General features: G+C 38.8%; 22 protein-coding genes. All 22 read right to left on the bottom strand.

Annotated elements, in window-relative coordinates; genetic code table 11:
* Nucleotides 1-18 precede the first annotated feature (18 nt).
* Nucleotides 19-576, bottom strand: coding sequence for a LemA family protein (locus FVA69_RS04125; RefSeq protein WP_109911925.1), 558 nt, complete (start codon nt 574-576; stop codon nt 19-21).
* A 152-nt stretch (nt 577-728) separates the two neighbouring features.
* A complete protein-coding gene (locus tag FVA69_RS04130) occupies nt 729-992 on the bottom strand; it encodes a helix-turn-helix domain-containing protein (RefSeq protein WP_109911926.1) in 264 nt (87 codons plus the stop codon).
* Nucleotides 993-1051: 59 nt separating this feature from the next.
* Entirely contained in the window at nt 1052-2497 is a 1446-nt protein-coding gene (locus tag FVA69_RS04135; RefSeq protein ID WP_238789283.1) for an O-antigen ligase domain-containing protein, read from the bottom strand.
* Nucleotides 2498-2515: 18 nt separating this feature from the next.
* Nucleotides 2516-3568 (bottom strand): adhesin, encoded by a 1053-nt coding sequence (locus FVA69_RS04140; protein ID WP_109911927.1) that lies wholly within the window; start codon nt 3566-3568, stop codon nt 2516-2518.
* A 15-nt stretch (nt 3569-3583) separates the two neighbouring features.
* Nucleotides 3584-4093 (bottom strand): fimbrial protein, encoded by a 510-nt coding sequence (locus FVA69_RS04145; protein ID WP_004905345.1) that lies wholly within the window; start codon nt 4091-4093, stop codon nt 3584-3586.
* A gap of 11 nt (nt 4094-4104) precedes the next feature.
* On the bottom strand, nt 4105-4632 hold the full coding sequence (locus FVA69_RS04150) for a fimbrial protein (RefSeq protein ID WP_164528457.1): 528 nt from the start codon (nt 4630-4632) through the stop codon (nt 4105-4107).
* Nucleotides 4625-4975: a hypothetical protein gene (locus FVA69_RS04155; protein WP_102139510.1), complete on the bottom strand. Its 351-nt coding sequence runs from the start codon at nt 4973-4975 to the stop codon at nt 4625-4627. Before FVA69_RS04155 ends, FVA69_RS04150 begins: the two co-directional genes overlap by 8 nt.
* A gap of 28 nt (nt 4976-5003) precedes the next feature.
* Nucleotides 5004-5732, bottom strand: a complete 729-nt coding sequence (locus tag FVA69_RS04160; protein ID WP_109911929.1) for a fimbria/pilus periplasmic chaperone — start codon at nt 5730-5732, stop codon at nt 5004-5006.
* A 13-nt stretch (nt 5733-5745) separates the two neighbouring features.
* Complete coding sequence (locus FVA69_RS04165; RefSeq protein ID WP_164528458.1) at nt 5746-8235, bottom strand: fimbria/pilus outer membrane usher protein; 2490 nt, start codon at nt 8233-8235, stop codon at nt 5746-5748.
* Between the two features lie 34 nt (nt 8236-8269).
* The gene (locus tag FVA69_RS04170) at nt 8270-8839 is read right to left on the bottom strand and encodes a fimbrial protein (RefSeq protein ID WP_109911931.1); all 570 of its coding nucleotides are present in this window, start codon (nt 8837-8839) and stop codon (nt 8270-8272) included.
* A gap of 42 nt (nt 8840-8881) precedes the next feature.
* Complete coding sequence (locus FVA69_RS04175; RefSeq protein ID WP_109911932.1) at nt 8882-9433, bottom strand: fimbrial protein; 552 nt, start codon at nt 9431-9433, stop codon at nt 8882-8884.
* Between the two features lie 401 nt (nt 9434-9834).
* Nucleotides 9835-10317, bottom strand: coding sequence for a FidL-like protein (locus tag FVA69_RS04180; RefSeq protein WP_109911933.1), 483 nt, complete (start codon nt 10315-10317; stop codon nt 9835-9837).
* Nucleotides 10307-11125: a winged helix-turn-helix domain-containing protein gene (locus tag FVA69_RS04185; RefSeq protein ID WP_164528459.1), complete on the bottom strand. Its 819-nt coding sequence runs from the start codon at nt 11123-11125 to the stop codon at nt 10307-10309. The genes FVA69_RS04180 and FVA69_RS04185 overlap by 11 nt, the downstream gene beginning before the upstream one ends.
* Nucleotides 11126-11489: 364 nt before the next feature.
* On the bottom strand, nt 11490-12008 hold the full coding sequence (gene hpaC, locus FVA69_RS04190) for a 4-hydroxyphenylacetate 3-monooxygenase, reductase component (RefSeq protein WP_109911935.1): 519 nt from the start codon (nt 12006-12008) through the stop codon (nt 11490-11492).
* A gap of 19 nt (nt 12009-12027) precedes the next feature.
* Entirely contained in the window at nt 12028-13590 is a 1563-nt protein-coding gene (gene hpaB, locus FVA69_RS04195) for a 4-hydroxyphenylacetate 3-monooxygenase, oxygenase component (protein WP_004914324.1), read from the bottom strand.
* 522 nt (nt 13591-14112) lie between these two features.
* Nucleotides 14113-15003, bottom strand: coding sequence for a 4-hydroxyphenylacetate catabolism regulatory protein HpaA (gene hpaA / locus FVA69_RS04200; protein ID WP_004914320.1), 891 nt, complete (start codon nt 15001-15003; stop codon nt 14113-14115).
* Between the two features lie 170 nt (nt 15004-15173).
* Nucleotides 15174-16541 (bottom strand): 4-hydroxyphenylacetate permease, encoded by a 1368-nt coding sequence (gene hpaX, locus FVA69_RS04205; RefSeq protein ID WP_004914317.1) that lies wholly within the window; start codon nt 16539-16541, stop codon nt 15174-15176.
* A gap of 163 nt (nt 16542-16704) precedes the next feature.
* On the bottom strand, nt 16705-17511 hold the full coding sequence (gene hpaI / locus FVA69_RS04210) for a 4-hydroxy-2-oxoheptanedioate aldolase (protein ID WP_110732249.1): 807 nt from the start codon (nt 17509-17511) through the stop codon (nt 16705-16707).
* Nucleotides 17512-17520: 9 nt separating this feature from the next.
* On the bottom strand, nt 17521-18324 hold the full coding sequence (hpaH, locus tag FVA69_RS04215; protein ID WP_004914311.1) for a 2-oxo-hept-4-ene-1,7-dioate hydratase: 804 nt from the start codon (nt 18322-18324) through the stop codon (nt 17521-17523).
* Nucleotides 18325-18516: 192 nt separating this feature from the next.
* Entirely contained in the window at nt 18517-19980 is a 1464-nt protein-coding gene (locus FVA69_RS04220) for an NAD-dependent succinate-semialdehyde dehydrogenase (RefSeq protein WP_109911937.1), read from the bottom strand.
* Nucleotides 19977-21203 carry a Bcr/CflA family multidrug efflux MFS transporter gene (locus FVA69_RS04225; RefSeq protein ID WP_164528460.1) on the bottom strand — a complete coding sequence of 409 codons (1227 nt, stop codon included), beginning with the start codon at nt 21201-21203 and terminating at the stop codon, nt 19977-19979. Before FVA69_RS04225 ends, FVA69_RS04220 begins: the two co-directional genes overlap by 4 nt.
* 55 nt (nt 21204-21258) lie before the next feature.
* Nucleotides 21259-21642 (bottom strand): 5-carboxymethyl-2-hydroxymuconate Delta-isomerase, encoded by a 384-nt coding sequence (locus FVA69_RS04230; RefSeq protein ID WP_004914298.1) that lies wholly within the window; start codon nt 21640-21642, stop codon nt 21259-21261.
* Nucleotides 21643-21644: the final 2 nt, after the last annotated feature.

The following is a 21644-nucleotide window of genomic DNA, read 5'->3' on the forward strand; positions in this document are numbered from 1 at the left end:
AATACCTTTAGGCTTACATTATTTAAACTGGACGCCTTGATATTTTTTTTCATCTTCAGAAATATCAAGTAATGGCAGTGCTGAAAAACGAAAGGCATTGGCAATTAAGCTATCAGGGAACATTTGTATTGCAGTATTATACTCTGTTGTTGCGTCGTTAAAGCCTTCACGTCGTTGGGCTATTTTATTTTCAACATCACTTAAAGCGATTTGTAATTGGGTGAATTGCTCACCAGAAATGAGGGTGGGGTAATTTTCCGCAATGGCTACAAGGTTACCCAGTGCACGGTTCATTTCATTCGATGCTGCGATTTTTTCATTCATATTTTGGGCATTGAAATAGCGTTGGCGTGCATCACTTAATGAGGTAAATAACGTTTGTTCATGTTCAATCGCTTTTTCCGTAATAGTGACTAGCTGAGGAATCTGATCTGCTCTTTGCTTTAAAATAACATCAATATTGGCAAATTGATTGCTGACTTGATTACGGGTATTGACCAGGCGGTTATAGATAGAGATCCCCCAACCTATGGCCAATAAGAGTAAAACAAATACAACGATAAGTGTGATGGTCATATTGGTACCTTTTAACCCATGATCAGTGATTTGAGTTAAAAATATAAGAGCCTTATCGCTTATGCAATCAGAAAAGAATGAAAGTGAGGTTAGAATAAAGAAAATCTGATCTTGCTTTATGACAAAATCAGATTTTACTGTTTAAACAGTGCTTAAAGATTTATATCGACAAGGGAATGGTTCTCATAGATATTCTGTTCAAGAAAATAATCTAGGTCACACTGCAGTACATTAGCAAATATACATAGTCGATGAATCGTAAAATTCTGCGTACCGCGTTCATAACGGGAAATTTGTTGTTGGCTTAATCCCGACTTTTTCCCTAAAGTGTGTGCTGTCCAGCCCATTTGCAAGCGGCGCTTACGAAGTTGTAGTCCTATATAGGTGTTTGAAATTTCAGTTTGATATATTCTCATAATACTGTCCTGATTAATATAACACTACTTGAGTGAAAATTAGGTTTATTTATGTTTTTTTATACGTTATTTTTTTCTAAGCTAATTGAACTCGATACTCGAATTGCTATGCTTTCGTTATGATAACTACCCTGTGCATAAAAAGATTTCTCTCCATTAAATAGAAATAGCCCAATAATAAATACACCCAATCCAATAATAAATATAATAAAGCTGAATAAATAAGATAGTTGCTTGTTAATATAAAATAGGGATTGTTCTTCTAATGCGAAAGCGGCATCTGAGAATGATAGAAATAATATGACGATCCCCCAGTGTAATACAGAAAGTAAAAAAGGGTATTCAACATGATTATGTATAATAATAGGGGTTATTGATAGAATGATTGCCAATGGGTAACCATTTCCGTTAATTTTATATTTTATAAAAGATTGAAATACGACATAGATACCTCCGGTTAATAATAAAGATAAAAAAATCAAATTAGTGAACCCTCCAGTCATCAGCCAGAGTAATATTTCATTATGTGGATGAGGAACAATATACATTTTAGGGCTGAAAAAAGGAATTGCTGTTCTTTCATAACTGTTTTCAAATAAAAAAGACTGCTCCCATGCATCATAAGGTTTCTCTAAGAATAAAGTAATAGAAAAACGCAACATTTGTTTTAAATGGAATTGGTTCATAATTTCAGTTGCAATATACTGAGGGCATAGCCTTATTAGATAAATTCCAATAAAAATTGCTATAGCAATAATAAAATAACTAGCGCTAACACGTAGAGGGTTTTTCTTGTAAAAAAGGCAAATAAAAATAAATGCACAAACAGTAAAGCTTAGCCAAGCAATAACAGACTGCAGAACAACTAAAGTTAATGTGAAAAATAAAATACAAGTTCCAAGTAATACAACCCTAATTTTTTCATAACGCTCAGATAACAACGAAAATTGTGATAACACAAGAGTCATTAGAGATAATAAGCATGCAGCCGCCATGTTAACTGATAATATATTGACTTGTTGTGATAATCCATTTGACCTCATACCAGATGCAAGATAAAAAATATCGGCTTCAAATATATATTGATATGCAGTGATAAAGGCTTGAGCTACACTAATAGTGATATAACAGTAAATACAAAATGATTGTATTAACCATTTTTTTCTCACTTGTAACCCTGCAATATAGAGTAATACGCCAACAGTAATACCAGAACAATACCAAAAATCAATACTATTATTTTCTCCCTGATAAGATATTAATCCCATCATTAGAATGGCTAAAGAGAAACAGTAGCAAATAGCAGGTAATGTAATGATTATTTTAATTTTCCGATAGAAAACAGTAAATGCAATAATAGATATTGTCAAGGAAATAGATAACCAACTAATAATGTTTTGTGGTAATGATTGTCTTAGGCTTCCTAGGCTATCGATATAAATAAGACTAGCAAGGTGCCAAACAATAAAGATACCAATAAATAGTGCGCGGGATATTATTATCATAGTACACTTACCGCTAAATTAAATAAATGTGGCGATTAACCAAGCATTACCTTTGTAGTCTCCTGGTTCGGCGTCATAACCAGAAACTTTACTTTCAATCATAATGTTTTTTACTTTATCAATTGTTGTTTCAAATGTTTTTCCACTTTGATTATTTTGTTCATCATAAATTGTAAGCTCAGAATAAATAGTGTTATTTCCTGATTTTAAAGGGAGTCTTTTTTGTGGATCGCTATCTGTGGCATAGTCTAAAGTTAATTTTACTTTAACTGGCTGCACTCTATCGCATGTATAGGTAACAGTACGAGTTTCTTTACTATTAAATTCATAAGCATCCAGTGTTTTATGATCAATATTTAAATTATCAATATTGGAACGGCAATTTGACGGATAATTGATAACTGATGTAGCAAGGTCTAATTTAACGGTGGCTTTATCAATAGGTACATAAATATCTGGTGTTCCATAGTCTTGGAATAATCGTGTATAACCTGCGATCATTGCGTTTGGAATAACAATTTTTCCATCAACAGGAATATCTTTGACATAAACTCTAACGGTAAAAGGAAAATGAACAGTAAAAAATGATGTTGCTAATGGCCCCATTTCTTCATTAGAACATCCTCTCCCTGAAATATTTCGCCAGCCACTGGTTATTCCATTCTCAGAATAAAGAGTAAAAAATGTATTGTTGTTTATTTTATATGCGGTCAGCCCACCAATAGTAAAGCCTGCCTCTGGCATATAGGCAAAGACACGGTGGTAGGCGTAGCTCCAAGGAAGACCAGCGGAATAATTACCTTGTAAGAAGTTCACAGTACAATATACAGAGCCATAAGGCTGAGATGTACTTTCATTAATAACAATACCGGAGCTATTTGCTGGAGCGATTAAAAAATATTTATTGTTATCACTTCCAATTGCTGGGGTGTTAGAAACAACGGAGTTGTTAGATACTAAACTCATTTTATAACCACCACCACTTCCTGAATAGCGGGTCGCACTATAGGAATTTAAGCTAATTAAGAGTAGTAACAAAAGTAATGGTGAATATATTTTTATATTTTTCATAAAGACTTCCCAATATTACAGATAATCAACCATCACTGATAAAGCGGCACTAAATGGCCCTGCAGTGAGATTTTCAATAGCTTGATTAGTGACTAATTGTGATTGAATAACAACTTTCCCTGTATCACCACTTACGGATGGAGCAATCCTTTCCCATTTATTAAGGTTGAGCGCATTACTTTTATTTTCTTCTGAAAAACGAATACCCAATCCATTAATAGAGGTCGCAAGCACGGTTTCATTGTTTATTGTTAAAGTACTTCCTTCTCTAGGAGATAGGTAAACTTGTAAATTTTTTCGAAGTTCACATTGTTTAATGAGAATACCAAAGGACTGTTTTTCTTCAGTTAGTCTGTCTAGCGCCACCTCTCGAAAATTAATGACTAATTCTTTTTCGCCATTTTCTGCTGTAAGTACACATGGCGGTCTAACCAATTTAGCAGAAAGAGAAATTAGCACATCCGCTTGAGTACCTAAGGAAACTAATAAGCTAATTAAAGGGAATGAAAAACAAATGAATTTCATTTCAATTCTCCTTATTGATAATCAAGGTTAAAAGTAACAGTTGAGGAAAACCCCCCTGTTTTTAAACGAGTACTAAAGGGTTTTTGAGCATAAACACCAAATAAAAGTGTATTAACGGATCCTTTACCTGATTCAGTAACTGTGCTGACATCAATTGTTGTATTAAGCTCCAGTTCTTTACCACGACTATCAGTCAGAGCTAATAAAACATTAGATTCACCTGTGGTTTTTAAATAATTAATACCATTATGTGTTTCAATATTTTGGGTATTTAACGTTATTTTGATCGTTTTATTCAAAGCCATTGTAGAACAGTCCATGATATCCAACTTAAATGGCTGCATATCTGAACGTCCTAATGTTTCGATTGAAGAAAAACGTAGCCCAGAAAGATATATTTTTTTTTGTGTATCATCATCACTCAGCCGACAACCAAGAGGCACTAGCACACCCTCAAAGTAAACGGTTAGGCTATTGGCAAAGCTGGTATTCCATGTTAGGAATAAAAGGCTAAATAATAATGTTGAGTATCTAGTCATAATTTATTTCCACACGTTGCATCTTATTACTAGCAGGAATAGAGAATAAAATGGTGTTATTGCGTCGTGGTTGTGTTAGCACGTATTGGTTATTGCCTAATTTCAGTGTAAACGGCGCCCAAGCTTGCTTTTGTATTGGTTTGCTACAATGAGAAAAATGCATTTCCACGCTATAGGTTGCTGCAATTAAAGTACTTTCATTTAATTTTAATGAGATATCAGGTAGACAAGGAGCAGTAACAATACGCGCATTGATATATATTGTGCCTGTTGTCACAGGCACAGCAGATTCAGCAAAAATAGGTATAGCAAAAGCCCATAGTGCTAGGTAATTCAATTTCATTGTTCTGCTCCTATCTATTTTTTACTCATTATTCCGTCACACTGCACTTTGAAGCTTGGCATTTGAAAGCAAGTGAAGGCTTTCCACCATAATCATTGATATATGTCAGGTAAGGTGTTGAAAATTTGGAGGATTTAATCATTTGATTAGATTTTGGCGGTACCATAACCGCGTCAAAATCACTTTCTTCAGATTGTTTTTGGCTGTTCCCTAAACCAATTACAGTTAAATAAAATGGTGTTGGATTATTTAACGTATAGCCCGATGATGTTGTTGTTAATGTTATATGTTTCGTCCAATCTGTTTTGCTTTGTGCAACAATGTTTTCAGGGCGATAAAATAGTTTTACACGGCTTTGTAATGCAATTTGCAACACACCCGCTTCTGATGATTTAGGCGGGATTTCACGCAGGTTGTAATAAAACAGGGATTCCCTGTCTTGCGGTAACTTTGCAATGTCAGGTGCGGTGCTTAGGCGAACTAGGCTAGTTGATTTGGGCTCCATGCGCTGAATCGGCGGAGTGGCAATAATAGGGCCGGTTTCCAATTTTTGTTCTAATGCATTTTCCAACCAAGACTGGGCTAAATAAGGTAGCTCCGGGTTATCATTACGGATCGTAATATTAATAGACGATTGATTTCCATCGAAAATTATACGAGTGCGATCAAGTGTAACCGCAGCATTCGTAACTGAAATTACACTCATAGTCAGCGTGAATACGCTAGTAAGTAATAAAAAAGGGGAATTCAATTTCATCTTAGTTCTCTTATTAACGGCAAATAATAGTTGGGTAAATCTCCTGAGGATTAATCACATCAGGCACATGGGCGCTACACTGGTGTTTATTTCCCCAATAGAGATTGAGTAAGTCTTTAGGTTGGATACCAACAATCCACGTAATACCTTGTTCACCAACAATTCCGAGTTCAATATTGTTGCTATTACGCACGCTAGTGCCAAAAGGTGGATAAGTGTCATCAGCCAGCTTTAAGCGAGCGAACGTTTTTTCACCTTGAATAACGTTGAGGCGACGATATCCGATTGCTCCACGAGTCAAAGTTGCATCGGTGACAGTCTCTAATGCTTCAACATCCTTTGGTAATTTACTGGTATTAATAGATGCACTGGTTTTCCGATAACTACTCACATTTGGCAATACAGCGAGTCCAAAGTGATTAGTTTGATAAACGCCACCACTCAGAGGAACGTTAGCTGCTCCAGGTGTTTCTACAACGAGTCGAGTACCGCCATAAGCGGCTTGGTGCATGGCAATGCCTTCTTTAATTAAGGTAATTCCACCATTAATTGATCCCCCAACACTGTGATATTCGTTCGGGACATAACTTGCGTTTCCCGAAATGGAGGCATAAGGAAGATTTTGGTTTAAATAACCACTAAAGCTGGTTTGGTCATCCTGATGGCTTCCTGTTTGATAACCGACATTTAAGTTATAATTGCGCTGCTCACTATATCCGCTATAGCCGATATTATGTGTTGAGCTGTGTTGGCCATTTTGGTTGCGGGTATAACCTTCAGAAAAGCTGACGCTACTTCCTTGACTTAAAGGAATAGTGAAATATAAGCTGATCGCATCATCTTGATATCCTGCTCTTTTTGAACGAGTTGCAGACGCTGTCAGGTTAATATTTTTTAGCCCAATAGCCGCCCAATTTAAAAGAGTACTTAGGTATAAGCTGTATTGTTCTTCTGTTTCACTATTCCAATAAGTATTATATTGATAGTTTCCACCCAATGAGAAATCATCAAAATATTTATTAATATTAACTTGATAGCTTTCTTTTTGAGCTTGGCTTTCATTACCAGTACGTCGTTCATCCAACGTTTGTTGCAAAGAGCGATAGGTTTCATCAGAGAAACGATACCCTGCGAATGTAATGTCAGTTCTGGCTTCATCAAATGATTTTGAATAACTAAGTCGATAACTTCGGCCAGTTAATGTTTTATCAAGCAATTGAGCATGTGACTGAGTCGCATCGAACGAAAGGCTACCGAATGAAAACAGGTCACGGCCAAAGCCAGCTGAAAATGCCTGATAATTTTTTGATAAAACGGATCCCCCATAGATAGACCAAAGGTTATTTAACCCGTAAGAGAGTTCTCCCGACGCAGTTAAATCACCTTCGAGCTGGCGGCCATTAAAACGTGGTTTACCCGCTGCAAATTTATAGCGGATTTGCCCTGGTCTCGTTAAATAGGGTAATGCTGCAGTGGTAATGCTAAATTGTTGCTCTTCACCATTTTCTTCTCGCACAGTCACATCTAATGTTCCACGAATGGAGCTATCTAGTGTCTGGATACGAAAAGGGCCAGCAGGTACGGTTGTTTCTAAAACTATACGGTTATGGCTTTTGACAATAACAGTGGCATTAGTTTGAGCAATACCAATAATTTCTGGTGCATAACCCGTTAATTTAGGGGGCATCATATTTTCATCGGTTTCAAGAGATACCCCGGTGTACTGCCAAGAATCAAAAATAGCAGAGTAAAAGTAGTTCTCACCTAACGTTAAAATAGATGCAATAGATTTTATTGAGCGATATGCAAATAATCGGCTAAATGTGGCATCGCTATATTGGTTCTTGAAGCTTCCTGTCGATTTTCGATAGTTTGCTTGGTAATCACCGCGTAAACGCCATGCACCAAAATTAAGCCCTGTTGTTCCGTTAGCAGAAAGGTACGATTCTCGTGAACCTGAATCTCGACGCGTTAAAGAACCTGTTAGGTTGTAATCTAATAAAAACCCATTTACCCCCTCCTCCCAACGTGAAGGAGGAACCCAACTGGGATCGGTATATTCTAAATAGCTTTGTGGAATTAAAATGGATAGCGTTAATGTTGATAAATCTACATTTAATGAAGCACCTTCAAGCGGAGATAAATCAAGGCATTTACCCTCATCACGATATTTAATTAATTTAATTGCGTCTTGAGTAAGCCCTAAACGATCAAGAATAGTAACGGGAACACAAACGGTATCGAATAAATTATTGTTTTGGGATTGTGGCGCTATCACAGTGATATCTTGTGCACTACCCATACTCTCATTATTGACTTTGAGGGTTAAATGATAAATACCAGGCATAATAAATCCAGCCTGAGAAAATTGGCTAAAGTCAATATTTTGAGTGTCTTCCGTATCTAACATATCGGTATTAAATTCGACAGCATAGGCTAACGAAGAGATTGAAGATACAAAAGAAGTCACAATGATGTAAGAGTAAATATTAAATTTAACCATGATTTTTTCATCAAATTAATTATGAGTTTATTTACTAATCGTAAGTAACGTTGAATTTAATTGTGGTAAAGTAATCGCCAGGTGTAATTTCGTTATTACTTGCACCCAATTCTGTTTCATATTTTAAAAAGCTCTCTTTACTCTTTTTATCAAAATAAACGTAATTATTAGAAATAGGATAGAGTTTATTTGGCATTAATAAATTATTATTAATATCGTATATATATAGGACAACCCCAGGCTTTGGGCCTGATAGTTTTATTGCATTAGAATACGTATCTTGCGGTGCAAAAAAACGAATTTTAATACCTTTATGATTACTGCTGTCATATTCACTAATACAGTTATTTAATTTTATATAGAAAGGTTTTCGCATTAATTTTTCATCTTCTATATTATTTATACTATAGTTAGAAATATAATCGTAATTTATATATTGATATTGACTATCAGTTTCAATTGAACAAGGTGCCGCAACGATATAACCTTGCATTACTGTTTCACCTCGAAGACCATCTTGAATATGTCCAAGGTTAGAGCTAGTCGCATTAGAGTTAATCGAGTTAAATAATAAGGCAATCCATAGATAAGTATTTTTTTTCATAATGAGCCTTTTATGGGGAGAGATTTCTCTCCCCTAAAAAAATTACTCGTATGTGATTTTAAAATCAGCAATAGAACTAAATTCACCTTCGGTAACGGGTGTTGTACCATCAACACGTTTAGCTAATGCAGTAAATTCTAAAACGTTTTCACCTTGTTTATTACGAATTTGATTCATAACAGATTTGGCTTCATCAAATTTGAAATCTTTGATTTGAATACCGATATTTGAAGCTGTACCAGTAGTACCTAAGAATTCTTTATCAGTACCGACATAGTTTTTACCACCAAAGGTAATTTTAATATCTTTAACAGCAACCCACTTACCTTCAGTGTCTTTGCTAAACTCATCAAAATTACATTCTTTTAATTTAATTGCGATATCTTTCTCTGCTGCATTACCCGCTTCTAAAGATGCACGAGAAAGTTGACCGAATGGAACTTCTTGTTTTGTACTTTCTGATTCAATATTACATGGAGCATTAACAACTTGGCCGCTGAAATGTAATTCACCGCTATTACCACTAGCAAAGATAGAAGTTGAAATAGCAGAAGTAGCGAATAAAACAGCAATGGAAAGTTTATTTAATTTCATATCTTACATCCTTAAAAATAAGTAAATATTTGATCCCTAGTAAGCCTTTATATAAGTACTGGCATAGGAATAAAGTTCAGTATCCATCAATGGATTTTCAAATGTCCTAATCACAGAACGCTTAACATAATTGTTTTTAGCGTGGGTCATTTCGACGGAGGAAATCTTATCCTTCTCAGGTGTAAAATGGAATAAAATTCTTTAATTTTAATTAAATTCAAAGTTATAGTTTGATATTTAGTTTTTTTTAATGTCTATTAATGTTTTTATATTGATTTAATTTGCTGTGAAATGTTTAATGTTTGTGCTTTTAAGGTGTTTTAAGGTTGGAGATGTTTAGAAATAAAAAAAATGCATCAAAATATTAATATTTGATGCATTTTTTGTGGTTTTTTTTGAATTTACAGAGTGCAAATAAAAAGTGGAGAGAAATTTTCTTCAAAAATATAACTTGTATCGGTTAATTTTTTTATTTTTAAAAAATAAAGTTGATTCATTTCAGGGACTCCCCGAATATTGATTTTTCCTTGAGCCTGATCACCTGGGTCTATAAATATATTGTCAACACGTAAAAAAAAATGGTCGCCTAAGTATTCATGTTTCATCAGAAATTTTCGTGAAATAGTATAGTTTTTACCATTTTCATTAATATTTCCATTCATGATGAACGTGTGTTGGTCAGGTTTGTTTTCATTAGGAATAACACTTAGTAGGTAAAATCCTTTTAAGGTAGAACGGTGATCAGAGATATTTATTTTTAAGGTTGTCTGACAATTTGGAATAACAGGAGTATTAATTATGTGATGAACATATAAGCTAATAAAAACTAGAGTTATAGATGTAATAAACAAAAAAAGCATTCTTGCTGATACTTTATTTGACATAAAAATTCTCACAGCTCACAGTTGTGCTCTCTTTCGGTATTGTTGGGCAATACGACAAAAATAGGAAATTGTCATATAAATTTTTATCATTCGCAACGATACCAACGTTATAATAAAAAACAGTTGCTGGCTTTTTACAATCAAGGTTTAATTTTGTTAGTTCATTTTGAATTGTCGCAAAGCTGATGGTTGTTGTATCGGGTTTATGGTAACTATTAATGTAGCGGATACTGCATTGATCGATACGACCAACTTCAGGATATTCTGTTCGGCTTGCAAAGAAATAACTTTTAAATAGGTATAATAAGCAAAAAATAATGAGTCCAATAAGTGAGATTTCAACATACCGGTTATTCAGTATGTAGTTTTTTTTATTTTCGCTTGCTTGGGGGGGAATCCCTTCGGGTGCTTTTGATGAAGAACCTAGTTCAACCTCAGTAGTGAGCAATTCTTTGTCATTATTATCCTTTATTTCCTCACGCTCATTCTCAAATTTCAGGTCAGCAGAAAACTTAATCCCAACTTTAGGTACTGTTGTGATAATTTCTTCATCAGAAAAGGAAGATAAATGGCGTCGTAGTACAGACACACTACTATTCAGGTTATTATCAGAGACGACTTGGTTATGTTCCTCCCAAACCCTGCGTAATATGGTTTCTCGGTCAACGATATCATGGTTGTTTTGCACTAAGACTAATAACAAGCGATTTAAAGTAGTTGTTAATTTTAATGCATTATCAACATTGTCGGTATATAACAGCCCCTGATGACTGTCATAATTAATATGATTATTAATCAAATAGTTCATTTTTAGATTGATTGTATTTATAGGAAAAATATTTATATTATTTGAGTTTATACCTGTTATTTATGTTATGTCAATTAATCATATTTAGTGTAATTTTAAAAACCCTTAAAAATCAGGTGGTTGGGTTTTTGTTTACGCATGTTATGTTTAAAGGTGGGAGGCTAAAGGAGTATTTGTTTTTCCAGAAAAACACTATCCTTTAAAAATTATACAAAATAACTAATAATTTATATGTATAAAAAATTTCAGACTGAAACATTTTATGGGGAGTAAGTCTGTTGCTAGCTATTATTTTGACTAAACGATGAGATATAAAAAAATAGCCTCAAGTATAAGAGGCTATTTAATATAAATACTTTACCAATTATGCGGTTGGTTCAAGGATTTGGTGCATTACAGGGTGGAATTTACGTTTAAAGTAAACGAGACCATGCCCTGTATCGTTAACAATGATTTGTTTCATTTCAACCATGTAGACAGAGTGCGTACCAATATCTTGCACTTGTGTAATTTCACCTTCTAAATTAGCAAGAGAACCTTTTAATTGAGGTTGTTGTAAGAGGCCTTTTTCCCACACATTCCAGCTAAAACGCTCTTCCATTGTGGAACCTTTCATCCCAGCAAAATGGCACGCTAACTCTTCTTGGTCATGGCTCAGCACGTTCACGCACAGGCGGCCATTCTTTTGAAAAACCGCATTCATTGCACTGTTGCGGTTGACACAGACCATCAAAGTGGGTGGCGTATCTGTAACTGAACAGACTGCGGTAGCTGTAATTCCACAGCGACCCTCAGTCCCATCCGTGGTGACGATATTGACTGCTGCACCAAGACTTGCCATCGCATCTCTGAAACGCAGGCGATGTTCATTTTCTAAAGACATTTTGACCTCCTGCTGCCGACTATTTCAGCAGCGAATCTAACTGATTAATATCATTGTTGTTATGCAGGTGTGGACGTTTCCATCCATGTTGATCGTAATCTGATAAGCAACGATCAACCATATCTGTCATGGCTTTCATATTGCCAGAACCTTGTGCATGACGCAGACATTGCAGACGAATTTCGTCTTGGCTTCCTGCGTAGTTAATTTCATACAATTCATGGCGCCCACCAAATTCACTACCAATAGCATCCCACATTAACTTAAGGATCTTGATGCGTTCAACGTGATCCATTCCGTTCGAACCGCGAACATATTTAGCTAAATACTTATCAATTTCTGGATTATTCATATCACGAACGCTTGATGGCAGATAAATCAAACCACTTGTTACGTTACTTTCAATGATATTCTTGATTTTGGTGTAAGCCATTGGTGCCATAACTCGATAAGTTTGGATAGCTTGGGTATCCGGTAAGAATGCACCGCCTTCCCAGGCTTTGGCTTCAGAAGTCATTGCGTCAGTCAAGGACCAGAACAGGTTACGCCACGCAACCACTTCACCTAAATCTGCTTGTACACCACGAAAATCAATAACACCTGTACATTCTAAACTTTTTTGTAACAATCCGGTAATGAAGTCTAATTTAACCGCTAAGCGGACACAAGCTTGTAATGGGAATAAACGTGCGAATCCACCTTGGACAGCCCAATTACGTGCACGGTCAAAGTCACGGTAGATCAGGACGTTTTCCCATGGAATTAACACGTGATCCATCACCAAGATGGCATCATTTTCATCGAAACGGCTGGAAAGTGGGTAATCAAATGGTGCGCCTGTTGCGCCAGCCACTAATTCATAAGATGCACGTGAGATTAATTTCACACCGTCTGCGTCCATTGGGGCAACAAACATCAGGGCAAAATCAGGGTTATTTCCCATTACTTGTGCAGAGCCAAAACCGATAAAGTTATAGTGTGTTAATGCGGAGTTGGTCGCAACGACTTTAGCACCACTGACGATAATCCCTGCATCTGTCTCTTTTTCGAGTTTGATATAAACATCTTTCACTTCATCAGCGGGCTTATGACGATCAATCGGTGGGTTAACGATCGCATGGTTAAAGTACAGACCGCTTTCTTGAATGCGTTTGTACCAATTGCGCGCGTTATCTGCAAATTGGCCATAATATTCAGGGTTCGCTCCTAAACAGCTGGCGAATGCCGCCTTATAGTCTGGAGTGCGTCCCATCCATCCGTAGCTCTGGCGTGACCAATCTGCGATGGCATCACGCTGTTGGCGTAATTCTTCTGGGCTGGTTGCGAAACGGAAGAATTTGTGAGTGTATCCACCGTTACCTGTGTCGGTGTTCCAACAAAGTTGGTCATGAGTCGTTTTATCATGAAGCGCATCATATAACTGTCCTATTGAAGCTGCAGAGTTACGAAAAGCTGGATGAGTAGTGACATCTTTCACACGCTCGCCATAAATATAGATTTCACGGCCATCTTGTAGGCTTTTTAAGTATTCTTGGCTATTAAAAGGGCGTTTAGCATCTGAACGAAAATCTTCTGGTTTCATGTCTACCTCGTTATCTCACAATGAGGGCTTGCATTGATAGGGTATAAAGGTTGCAAGCGAATATGTTAATTTTATGTTTATTTTGTGTTTCTTAATTGAATCGTTTTTCGAGGGGGTTTTAAAGAGATTTTCTAAAGGTTCGCTGGTACTTTTCGTTGAAAATTGTTCTTTGTGAAAGAAATGTGATCACTTCGATGTTTTGATATTAATGTAATGCTTAATTTTATTTGTAACATATTGATTATTATTCAATAATAAAATTATTTCTATATTAATGTTAATTGTATTATTTTTTGTAATTGTTCTTTTTTTGATCTTTGCATTCACTTTTGGTTAAGCATTATTGGTATTTTTACAAAGTTAAAACGAAATTTATAAAATATCAAAAATGTTTTTAAAATGTAACGTGATTTGAGGGCGTAACAGTTTATCGAGATAAACTTGAAGAGGATTTGAGATACAGCTAAGGAGCTATTGATGATTTTTTCTCAGAAATAAGAATAAAATCACTAAAGCTCCTTTTTAATGAAGGTTTTGTTCCCGCCATAGGCTAGGAGAGCATCCGACTAATCGGTTAAAAAAACGAGCAAAATAGGCGGGGTCTTTGAAACCGAGCTGGTAGGCAATCTCTGAAACGGGGCTATCGGAAAACAGTAACATCCGCTTGGCTTCTCGCAATATTCTGTCAAAAATTAACCTTTTCGGTGGCCGGTTAGCGAACCGCCGGCACATATCTTTAAGGCGTGACTCCGTAACATCAAGTTTTTTGGCATATTCAGGCACTGCGAGGTGTTCATGATAGTGTAAGTCAATAAGCTGATTAAACCGCTGGAATAGGCGGTGTTCGCCTCTAACCCCTGTTGTTGGGTGCTCATCAAGTGGAATAGAGCGCAGTAGAAAGGTAAATAGCGCTTGGGCTAAAGAGGCAAGAACTTGGTCTTTGCCTGTATGGTTATTAGCCGATTCACGAGCCATTAATGCCCAGTAATGGTTAAAGGTATCGATATCATCAGGCTTATCGGCAACAGATAAACAAATAGCAGGAATATCGACCAAATCTGGATTGGCAGGGTACAGTGAGCCAAGAAGCGGGGTGATCAGGTCTTGCCGTACGGTGAGTACGTGGCCGTCAGTGTCTTCTTGAGTGAAAAATGCATGTGCAACCGAAGGGGGCGTAAGAATAAATAACGGGGCTTGAACAGAATAGCGTGACTCATCGAGCTGCAAAGTAATATGGCCGGTAACCAAATAGTGCAACTGAAAGAAACCATCATGGCGATGAGCTTGCATGTCGCGACCAAAGAAGGCGGCCATGTTGCCAAAGGTTTGGTAGTGGACGTCGTCGGTGCCTTGGGTTTCGTCGTAGTCTGTACTGATGTCTATATTGGTAATTAAAGTTGAGTTACCCTTCATTCTTCGGCTCGCAGCGTTGTTGGCCTCACAAGCCAACCCTAGTCATATACTTCAGTATGCTCCTAGGGATTAACTTGCTTGCCGCCTAGCTGCAAGCAAGTTATTTTGGGTAACACCCTTTAATAATTATTTGCAGCGTAAGTTATTAAAACATTTAAAACATCAAAACATTAAGGTGTTGCTCTTGGTCTTGAGTTTTTCATTGGGATAGCAATGACTAACAGCGCGCCGACCACCAGCAGACCAGCCACAAAATACAGGCCTGAGTTAAAGCTACCGGTTTGGTCTTTTAGCCAACCAATTAACAGTGGACTGACGGCAGAACCTATATTACCTGTTGCGTTGATAACAGCAATACCGATAGCACGAGCACGTAGACTGATTGATTGGTCTGGCGTTGTCCAGAACACAGCCATCGCAGTAAATGAACCTGTTGATGCCATGATGATACCAATTAATTGGATTACTGGATGGCTAGTCATCGCCGCGAGCACCCATCCCGCTGCCGCAAATAAGTACGGTAAGGCGGTGTGCATTTTCCGTTCTTGTAACCGGTCAGAGCGGCGGCTCCAATAGATCATCCCAAGGATAGTACAAAACTGTGGGATGGCAGTTAACAGCCCAATCATGGCATTACTACTGCCTTGATTGAAGCTTTGCATAATCTGTGGCGTCCAAATATTGATGGCACTTAATGTATTGGTTAAACAGAAGTAGGCCACGGTATACATCAGAATGACTGGAGTGAAGATTTCTTTCCATAAACTTTTATTTTGCATTGCTGTATGGCTTTTTGAACCATGAGGTTGCACAAGCTCTAGTTGGTCCTGGTCCATCATTTCTTGCAATGTGTCTTTATCTTCTTGGGTCAGCCATTTGGCTTTCTTTGGTGAATCATCCAAATAGAACCAAACCAACACACCGAGGATCACGGATGGGAAACCTTCTAGCAGGAACAGCCACTGCCAGCCTTTTAGGTTTAAAATGCCATCCATGCCTAAAATATAACCAGAAGCTAGTGAACCGAATGCCATGGTGACTGGCATCGCAATCATAAATAAGGCATTAGCACGAGCACGGAAATAGGCAGGGAACCAGTAAGTTAAATAAACTAAAATCCCCGGTAAGAAGCCAGCTTCAGCGATACCCACTAACATCCGTAGGACGTATAAACTGGTTGGCCCTGTGGCAAACATGGTGGCTGTAGAAGCGATACCCCAAAGTACCATGATGGTGGCTATCCAGCGGCGAGCCCCAACAATCCCTAACATGATGTTACTTGGAATACCAAAAATCACATAAGTGGCATAGAACAAGGTGGCTGCTAAGCCAAACATGGTGGAAGTTAGGCCGATATCTTTCCCCATAGTTAGACCTGCAAAGCCGATATTAATACGGTCTAAGAAAGAAAAAACAAACAGCACAAATAAAAATACAATGAGACGTTTAAATAGTTTATTAATCACCCGCTGCTGCGGTTCGGTTAAATTTTTATGTTGTTCAGCAGGGTTAGTGCTTGCAAGTTGTTGATTACTCATATTGTAGGGCCCTCAATTCTTTCTTTTGCAGATTATTATAGGTACAAGGGACTAGTAGGCAGTCATGGTGCTGTCTGCCCTATATTGCGATATTGATTTTTTATTTATCTAATTAAGTTATTTGTCTGTAGGGTTAAAATTAACTTATTTAGAGATAGCTTTATTAATAAACACTGGGTGCACTCGAGGTCACCTCTGAAACTGTTTTACCAAACTTTGCTGCTAGTGCTTCTGCGGTACGTGCCAGTAGCGTGGTATCGACCCCGACGGCAACAAATAGTGCGCCGAGTTTAAGATAATGTTCGGCAACATCTGGGGCTGCCATTAAAATACCTGGTGCCAAGCCAGCCTCACGAATTTGGACAATCGCTTTTTCTATCGCAGCTTTGACTTCTGGGTGGTTAGGGTTGCCTGAAAAGCCCATATCTGCACTAAGATCCGCAGGGCCAATAAACACGCCATCGACACCTTCAACTTTTAAGATCTCAGGAAGATTATTCATGGCTTCACGGGTTTCAACCTGTACTATCACGCACATTTCATCATTGGCACGAGTTAAATAATTAGGTACTCGGTTCCAGCGAGAAGCGCGAGCTAAAGCACTGCCGACACCACGGATCCCTGCGGGTGGATAACGCGTTGCGCGTACCGCTTGCTTGGCTTGCTCTGCATTTTGCACCATTGGCAGCAACAACGTTTGTGCGCCAATATCTAGCAATTGCTTAATGATAACTGGATCATTCCATGGCGGACGAACGACGGGTTGTGACGGATAAGGGGCAATAGCTTGTAACTGAGATAAGGTCGTTTGCACATTATTTGGTGCATGTTCACCATCAATTAATAACCAGTCGAAGCCTGCACCGGCAAGTAATTCAGCACTATATGGGCTGCACAAGCCAAGCCATAAACCAATTTGCGGTTGGCCACTTTTTAAGGCTTTCTTGAATTTATTTTCTAACAGATCCATGGGGATTCCTTATACAAATCGGCAGCTAATGGAACCCATATTGCCGTAGTCAACATGGAATACATCGCCTTTACGAGCAGGGACAGGGCGTGTAAATGAACCACCTAAAATAATTTGGCCCGGCTCAAGTTGTACATTATGCGGTGCTAATTTGTTCGCTAGCCATGCCACACCATTCGCTGGGTGGTTGAGTACAGCCGCTGCTACGCCAGATTCTTCAATGACACCATTGCGATAGAGCAGGGCGCTGATCCAGCGCATATCCAAATCGCGTGGCTTGATTGGTCTGCCACCTAAAATTACTGCGCCATTTGCTGCGTTATCTGAAATGGTATCGAACACTTTGCGTGGGCGATTGGTTTCAGGGTCAACGTTGTGGCAACGTGCATCAATTAGCTCAAGTGCTGGGATCACATAATCAGTTGCGTTATACACATCAAAGATGGTGCAGTTTGGCCCGCGTAATGGCTTTGCGAGTACGAAAGCTAATTCAACTTCAATGCGTGGCACGATAAAGCGGTCTGTTGGAATATCACAGCCGTCATCAAAAAACATATCGTCAAGAAGCGCGCCGTAATCAGGTTCATCAATCTGTGAACTGGCTTGCATTGCTTTAGACGTCAGCCCAATTTTATGGCCTTTTAACACGCGTCCTTCAGCAATTTTCACGCCAACCCACTCTTTTTGAATAGCATAAGCATCGTCGATCGTCATTTCTGGGTGATCGAGTGAGATCTGACGAATTTGCTCACGTGATTTTTCAGCCTGATTTAGGCGCTGTGCGATTTGCGATATGACATCTTTTTGTAACATCTTATTTTCCTTTTGCACCTCAGCTCGTCATATTTCGAGCTATAACTGCGTTAGCTTCACGATAGGCTTGCGCCTATCCCCTAGTCACACGGGTATGCTCCTAAGGGATTAGTCTCATTTACTGCCTTGTTCTAACTCGAATTATTTAGAGCTAAGATTTTAAAAGCGAAGACCGCCAGCTAATGTGTCTTTCTAATTGGAAAGACCACCAAAGCAGAGGTATTTCACTTCCAAATAATCTTCAATTCCGTAGCGTGAACCTTCACGCCCCAGACCCGATTGCTTAATACCACCAAATGGGGCTACTTCATTTGAAATAATGCCTTCATTAATACCCACCATGCCGCTTTCTAATGCCTCTGCAACACGGTAGATACGCCCGATATCTTTTGAATAGAAATAAGATGCCAAGCCAAATTCAGTATCATTGGCAAGATCAATCGCTTCTTGCTCATCCCGGAATTTAAATAATGGTGCCAGTGGGCCGAACGTTTCTTCTTTTGCGACCTTCATGGACTCAGTCACACCTGTGATAACCGTCGGTTCAAAGAACAAGCCACCTAATTGGGCTGGTTTACCCCCTGCAATCACTTTTGCACCGTGTGAAACGGCATCTGCAATATGTTCAGTGACTTTATCGACCGCAGCTTGGTTAATCAGAGGACCTTGTTGGGAGTCTGCTTGTGTGGCAGGGCCGATTTTCAGTTCATTCACCGCTTTTGCCAAACGAGCTGCGAATTCATCGTAAACCCCTTCTTGGACTAAAATACGGTTAGCACACACACAAGTTTGCCCGCTATTACGGAATTTAGCCGCTAATGCACCTTGTACTGCTGCATCTAAATCAGCATCATCAAACACGATAAATGGCGCGTTACCACCGAGTTCCAGAGACATCTTTTTCACCGTATTGGCACACTGTTCCATCAGCAACTTACCGACTCGCGTTGAACCCGTGAATGTGAGTTTGCGAACAATTGGGCTGGAAGTCATAACGCCACCAATAGCTTTAGCATCAGTACCTGGAACAATGTTAAACACGCCAGCAGGAATGCCAGCTTCTTCCCCTAACGCTGCCAATGCTAATGCTGATAATGGCGTTTCTGCCGCAGGTTTTAATACCATCGTACAACCAGCTGCAAGCGCAGGGCCGACTTTGCGAGTGATCATGGCATTTGGGAAGTTCCATGGCGTGATAGCCGCAACCACACCCACGGGCTGTTTTATCGTCACCAGACGACGTCCTGGCAGAGGTGATGGAATGGTTTCCCCATACACTCGTTTACCTTCTTCAGCAAACCACTCAATAAAGCTGGCACCGTAGGCAATTTCTCCCATCGATTCAGTGATCGACTTACCTTGCTCAGCACTGAGTAATTCGGCCAATTCCTTTTGGTTATCCATCATTAAACGGAACCATTTGTTTAAAATTTGGCTGCGCTCTTTGGCGGTTTTAGCACGCCATGCCGGCAGGGCTTTTTCTGCGGCTTCGATAGCTTGTTGAGTTTCTAAAGCACCGACATTGCTGACGTTAGCGATAACCTCGTTATTTGCTGGGTTAGTGACCTCAAATACACTTTTATTTTGGGCATCAACCCATTGGCCGTTGATATAAGCTTGTTGGCGAAATAATGTAGAATTGGTATTTATGCTCATTTTTCGTTGTTCTCCGAAGACACTGATTGGACTTGTGGGCGGATATTTTTAGCTGATAGCTGTTGGCTAGCAAAACTTAACCCGGCACAAAGCGCCATAACAAGTGCCATAGCGAATGGGGATTCATCTTGTAATACAGAAACTGCAACGCTGGCGACAGCCGCTAAGGCAAACTGAATAGAAATGGCAAGTGCACTGGCACTTCCTGCAATTTTCCCGCGATGTTGCAGTAATAGTGACAAACTGTTCGTGCCGATAGCATTGACCATCGATAAGAACAGTACGACTAGAATAACAATTATGGGCAAACTTTGTTGGTAAAATATGAGTAACAGCAGACCAAACGCTAATTGAAACCCACTTTGCATAGTCAGTATGCGCGTTAAACTATAGGTTTTTAGTAGTTTAACGTTCAACAACAGCATGACAATCATCCCCAAGATGTTACAGCCGAACAGCAAACCATAATGTTGTTCAGAAACACCGAAATAATTGATGTACACAAACGGTGAACCACTGATAAAGGCAAACATACCGGCAAAGGAGAAGGCCATGGTGCCAATAATACTCAGTGCTTCTCGGTCTGTGAGCACCTGTGCATAATTCTTGAAAGCGATACAAAGTATATTTTCAGAACCGCGCTGGTGGGTTAACGTTTCAGGGAGTAAGAAAAAAATTGCACACACCGAAGCCAAGCCAATTACTGCCAGCAAATAGAAAATCACTTGCCACTGAAAATGAACGAGTAAAAAACCACCTAATAGCGGTGCCAGTAATGGCGCTATCATGGTCACAAGTGTCATTAATGACAGTACTTTAGGTAACTCATGAGCAGGGTAAACATCCCTAGCGATAGCCCTTGCCATCACAATGGCCGCTCCACTGCCAAAAGCTTGCAGCGCTCGGAATACAATCAAAGTAGTTGCATTAGTGGCTTGGGCGCACAACAAACTGGCGACAGTAAAAATGGCAAGGCCACTTAACAACATTTTCCGCCGACCTAGAAGGTCACTTAGTGGGCCATAAAACAGCATTCCAATGCAGAATCCGGCAAAAAAGGCGCCAAGAGTGTACTGCATTTGTCCTTGAGTGGCGTGTAACGCAATACCCATTTGAGGGAGGGCAGGAAGGTACATATCGATAGACAATGGACCGAATGCCACTAATGACCCCAGTAATGGGATCAAATAGTGCGGTATGTGTTTATCGAAATTTTTAACCATCTTGCCCTCTCAATAAAACGATAAATAAAGATTTAAACCATTAACCTTTAAACTGTTAACCCTTAAATAAGGCATGAACATTGTTTTGCTTATAATTTAAAACTGGATCAAGCTCTTCCATGGTAAAAGATAATGCGAGGTAGCGTTTTGCCATCAAATCGGCAAAATGTTTTTTGATCAGCTCAAAAATCATTTCCCCCGTTTTTTGCCTATCTTCAAGAGAACGCCCAGCACCTATCTTCAACGTCATATGGACAAAAGCATAATCGTGCTTGCCATCGGCCATTTGCCAAGTATCTAGCCAAATAGCACGACTACGAATGCCACCTAATGGGAAGATACCTGTTCCCGCAAGGGCTTCATTCACTTTGGCGAAGAGCTCAGGTAGCTGAGCGTCATCACGAATGTTTTCTGTACATTCTGCATAAAAATGAGGCATAA

Source organism: Providencia sp. PROV004 (genome assembly GCF_011045615.1).
Taxonomy (GTDB): domain Bacteria; phylum Pseudomonadota; class Gammaproteobacteria; order Enterobacterales; family Enterobacteriaceae; genus Providencia; species Providencia rettgeri.

Excerpts from the sequence above, each read along its gene's own strand:
- FVA69_RS04160 (WP_109911929.1), bottom strand. The coding sequence starts at position 5,732 with ATGAAATTGAATTCCCCTTTTTTATTACTTACTAGCGTATTCACGCTG.
- FVA69_RS04135 (WP_238789283.1), bottom strand. The coding sequence starts at position 2,497 with ATGATAATAATATCCCGCGCACTATTTATTGGTATCTTTATTGTTTGG.
- FVA69_RS04180 (WP_109911933.1), bottom strand. The coding sequence starts at position 10,317 with ATGTCAAATAAAGTATCAGCAAGAATGCTTTTTTTGTTTATTACATCT.
- FVA69_RS04130 (WP_109911926.1), bottom strand. The coding sequence starts at position 992 with ATGAGAATATATCAAACTGAAATTTCAAACACCTATATAGGACTACAA.
- FVA69_RS04220 (WP_109911937.1), bottom strand. The coding sequence starts at position 19,980 with ATGAGCATAAATACCAATTCTACATTATTTCGCCAACAAGCTTATATC.
- hpaX (WP_004914317.1), bottom strand. The coding sequence starts at position 16,541 with ATGAGTAATCAACAACTTGCAAGCACTAACCCTGCTGAACAACATAAA.
- hpaI (WP_110732249.1), bottom strand. The coding sequence starts at position 17,511 with ATGGATCTGTTAGAAAATAAATTCAAGAAAGCCTTAAAAAGTGGCCAA.
- hpaH (WP_004914311.1), bottom strand. The coding sequence starts at position 18,324 with ATGTTACAAAAAGATGTCATATCGCAAATCGCACAGCGCCTAAATCAG.
- FVA69_RS04170 (WP_109911931.1), bottom strand. The coding sequence starts at position 8,839 with ATGAAAAAAAATACTTATCTATGGATTGCCTTATTATTTAACTCGATT.
- hpaA (WP_004914320.1), bottom strand. The coding sequence starts at position 15,003 with ATGAAGGGTAACTCAACTTTAATTACCAATATAGACATCAGTACAGAC.
- FVA69_RS04155 (WP_102139510.1), bottom strand. The coding sequence starts at position 4,975 with ATGAAATTGAATTACCTAGCACTATGGGCTTTTGCTATACCTATTTTT.
- FVA69_RS04225 (WP_164528460.1), bottom strand. The coding sequence starts at position 21,203 with ATGGTTAAAAATTTCGATAAACACATACCGCACTATTTGATCCCATTA.
- FVA69_RS04140 (WP_109911927.1), bottom strand. The coding sequence starts at position 3,568 with ATGAAAAATATAAAAATATATTCACCATTACTTTTGTTACTACTCTTA.
- FVA69_RS04185 (WP_164528459.1), bottom strand. The coding sequence starts at position 11,125 with ATGAACTATTTGATTAATAATCATATTAATTATGACAGTCATCAGGGG.
- FVA69_RS04175 (WP_109911932.1), bottom strand. The coding sequence starts at position 9,433 with ATGAAATTAAATAAACTTTCCATTGCTGTTTTATTCGCTACTTCTGCT.
- hpaC (WP_109911935.1), bottom strand. The coding sequence starts at position 12,008 with ATGTCTTTAGAAAATGAACATCGCCTGCGTTTCAGAGATGCGATGGCA.
- FVA69_RS04165 (WP_164528458.1), bottom strand. The coding sequence starts at position 8,235 with ATGGTTAAATTTAATATTTACTCTTACATCATTGTGACTTCTTTTGTA.
- FVA69_RS04125 (WP_109911925.1), bottom strand. The coding sequence starts at position 576 with ATGACCATCACACTTATCGTTGTATTTGTTTTACTCTTATTGGCCATA.
- FVA69_RS04145 (WP_004905345.1), bottom strand. The coding sequence starts at position 4,093 with ATGAAATTCATTTGTTTTTCATTCCCTTTAATTAGCTTATTAGTTTCC.
- FVA69_RS04150 (WP_164528457.1), bottom strand. The coding sequence starts at position 4,632 with ATGACTAGATACTCAACATTATTATTTAGCCTTTTATTCCTAACATGG.
- hpaB (WP_004914324.1), bottom strand. The coding sequence starts at position 13,590 with ATGAAACCAGAAGATTTTCGTTCAGATGCTAAACGCCCTTTTAATAGC.
- FVA69_RS04230 (WP_004914298.1), bottom strand. The coding sequence starts at position 21,642 with ATGCCTCATTTTTATGCAGAATGTACAGAAAACATTCGTGATGACGCT.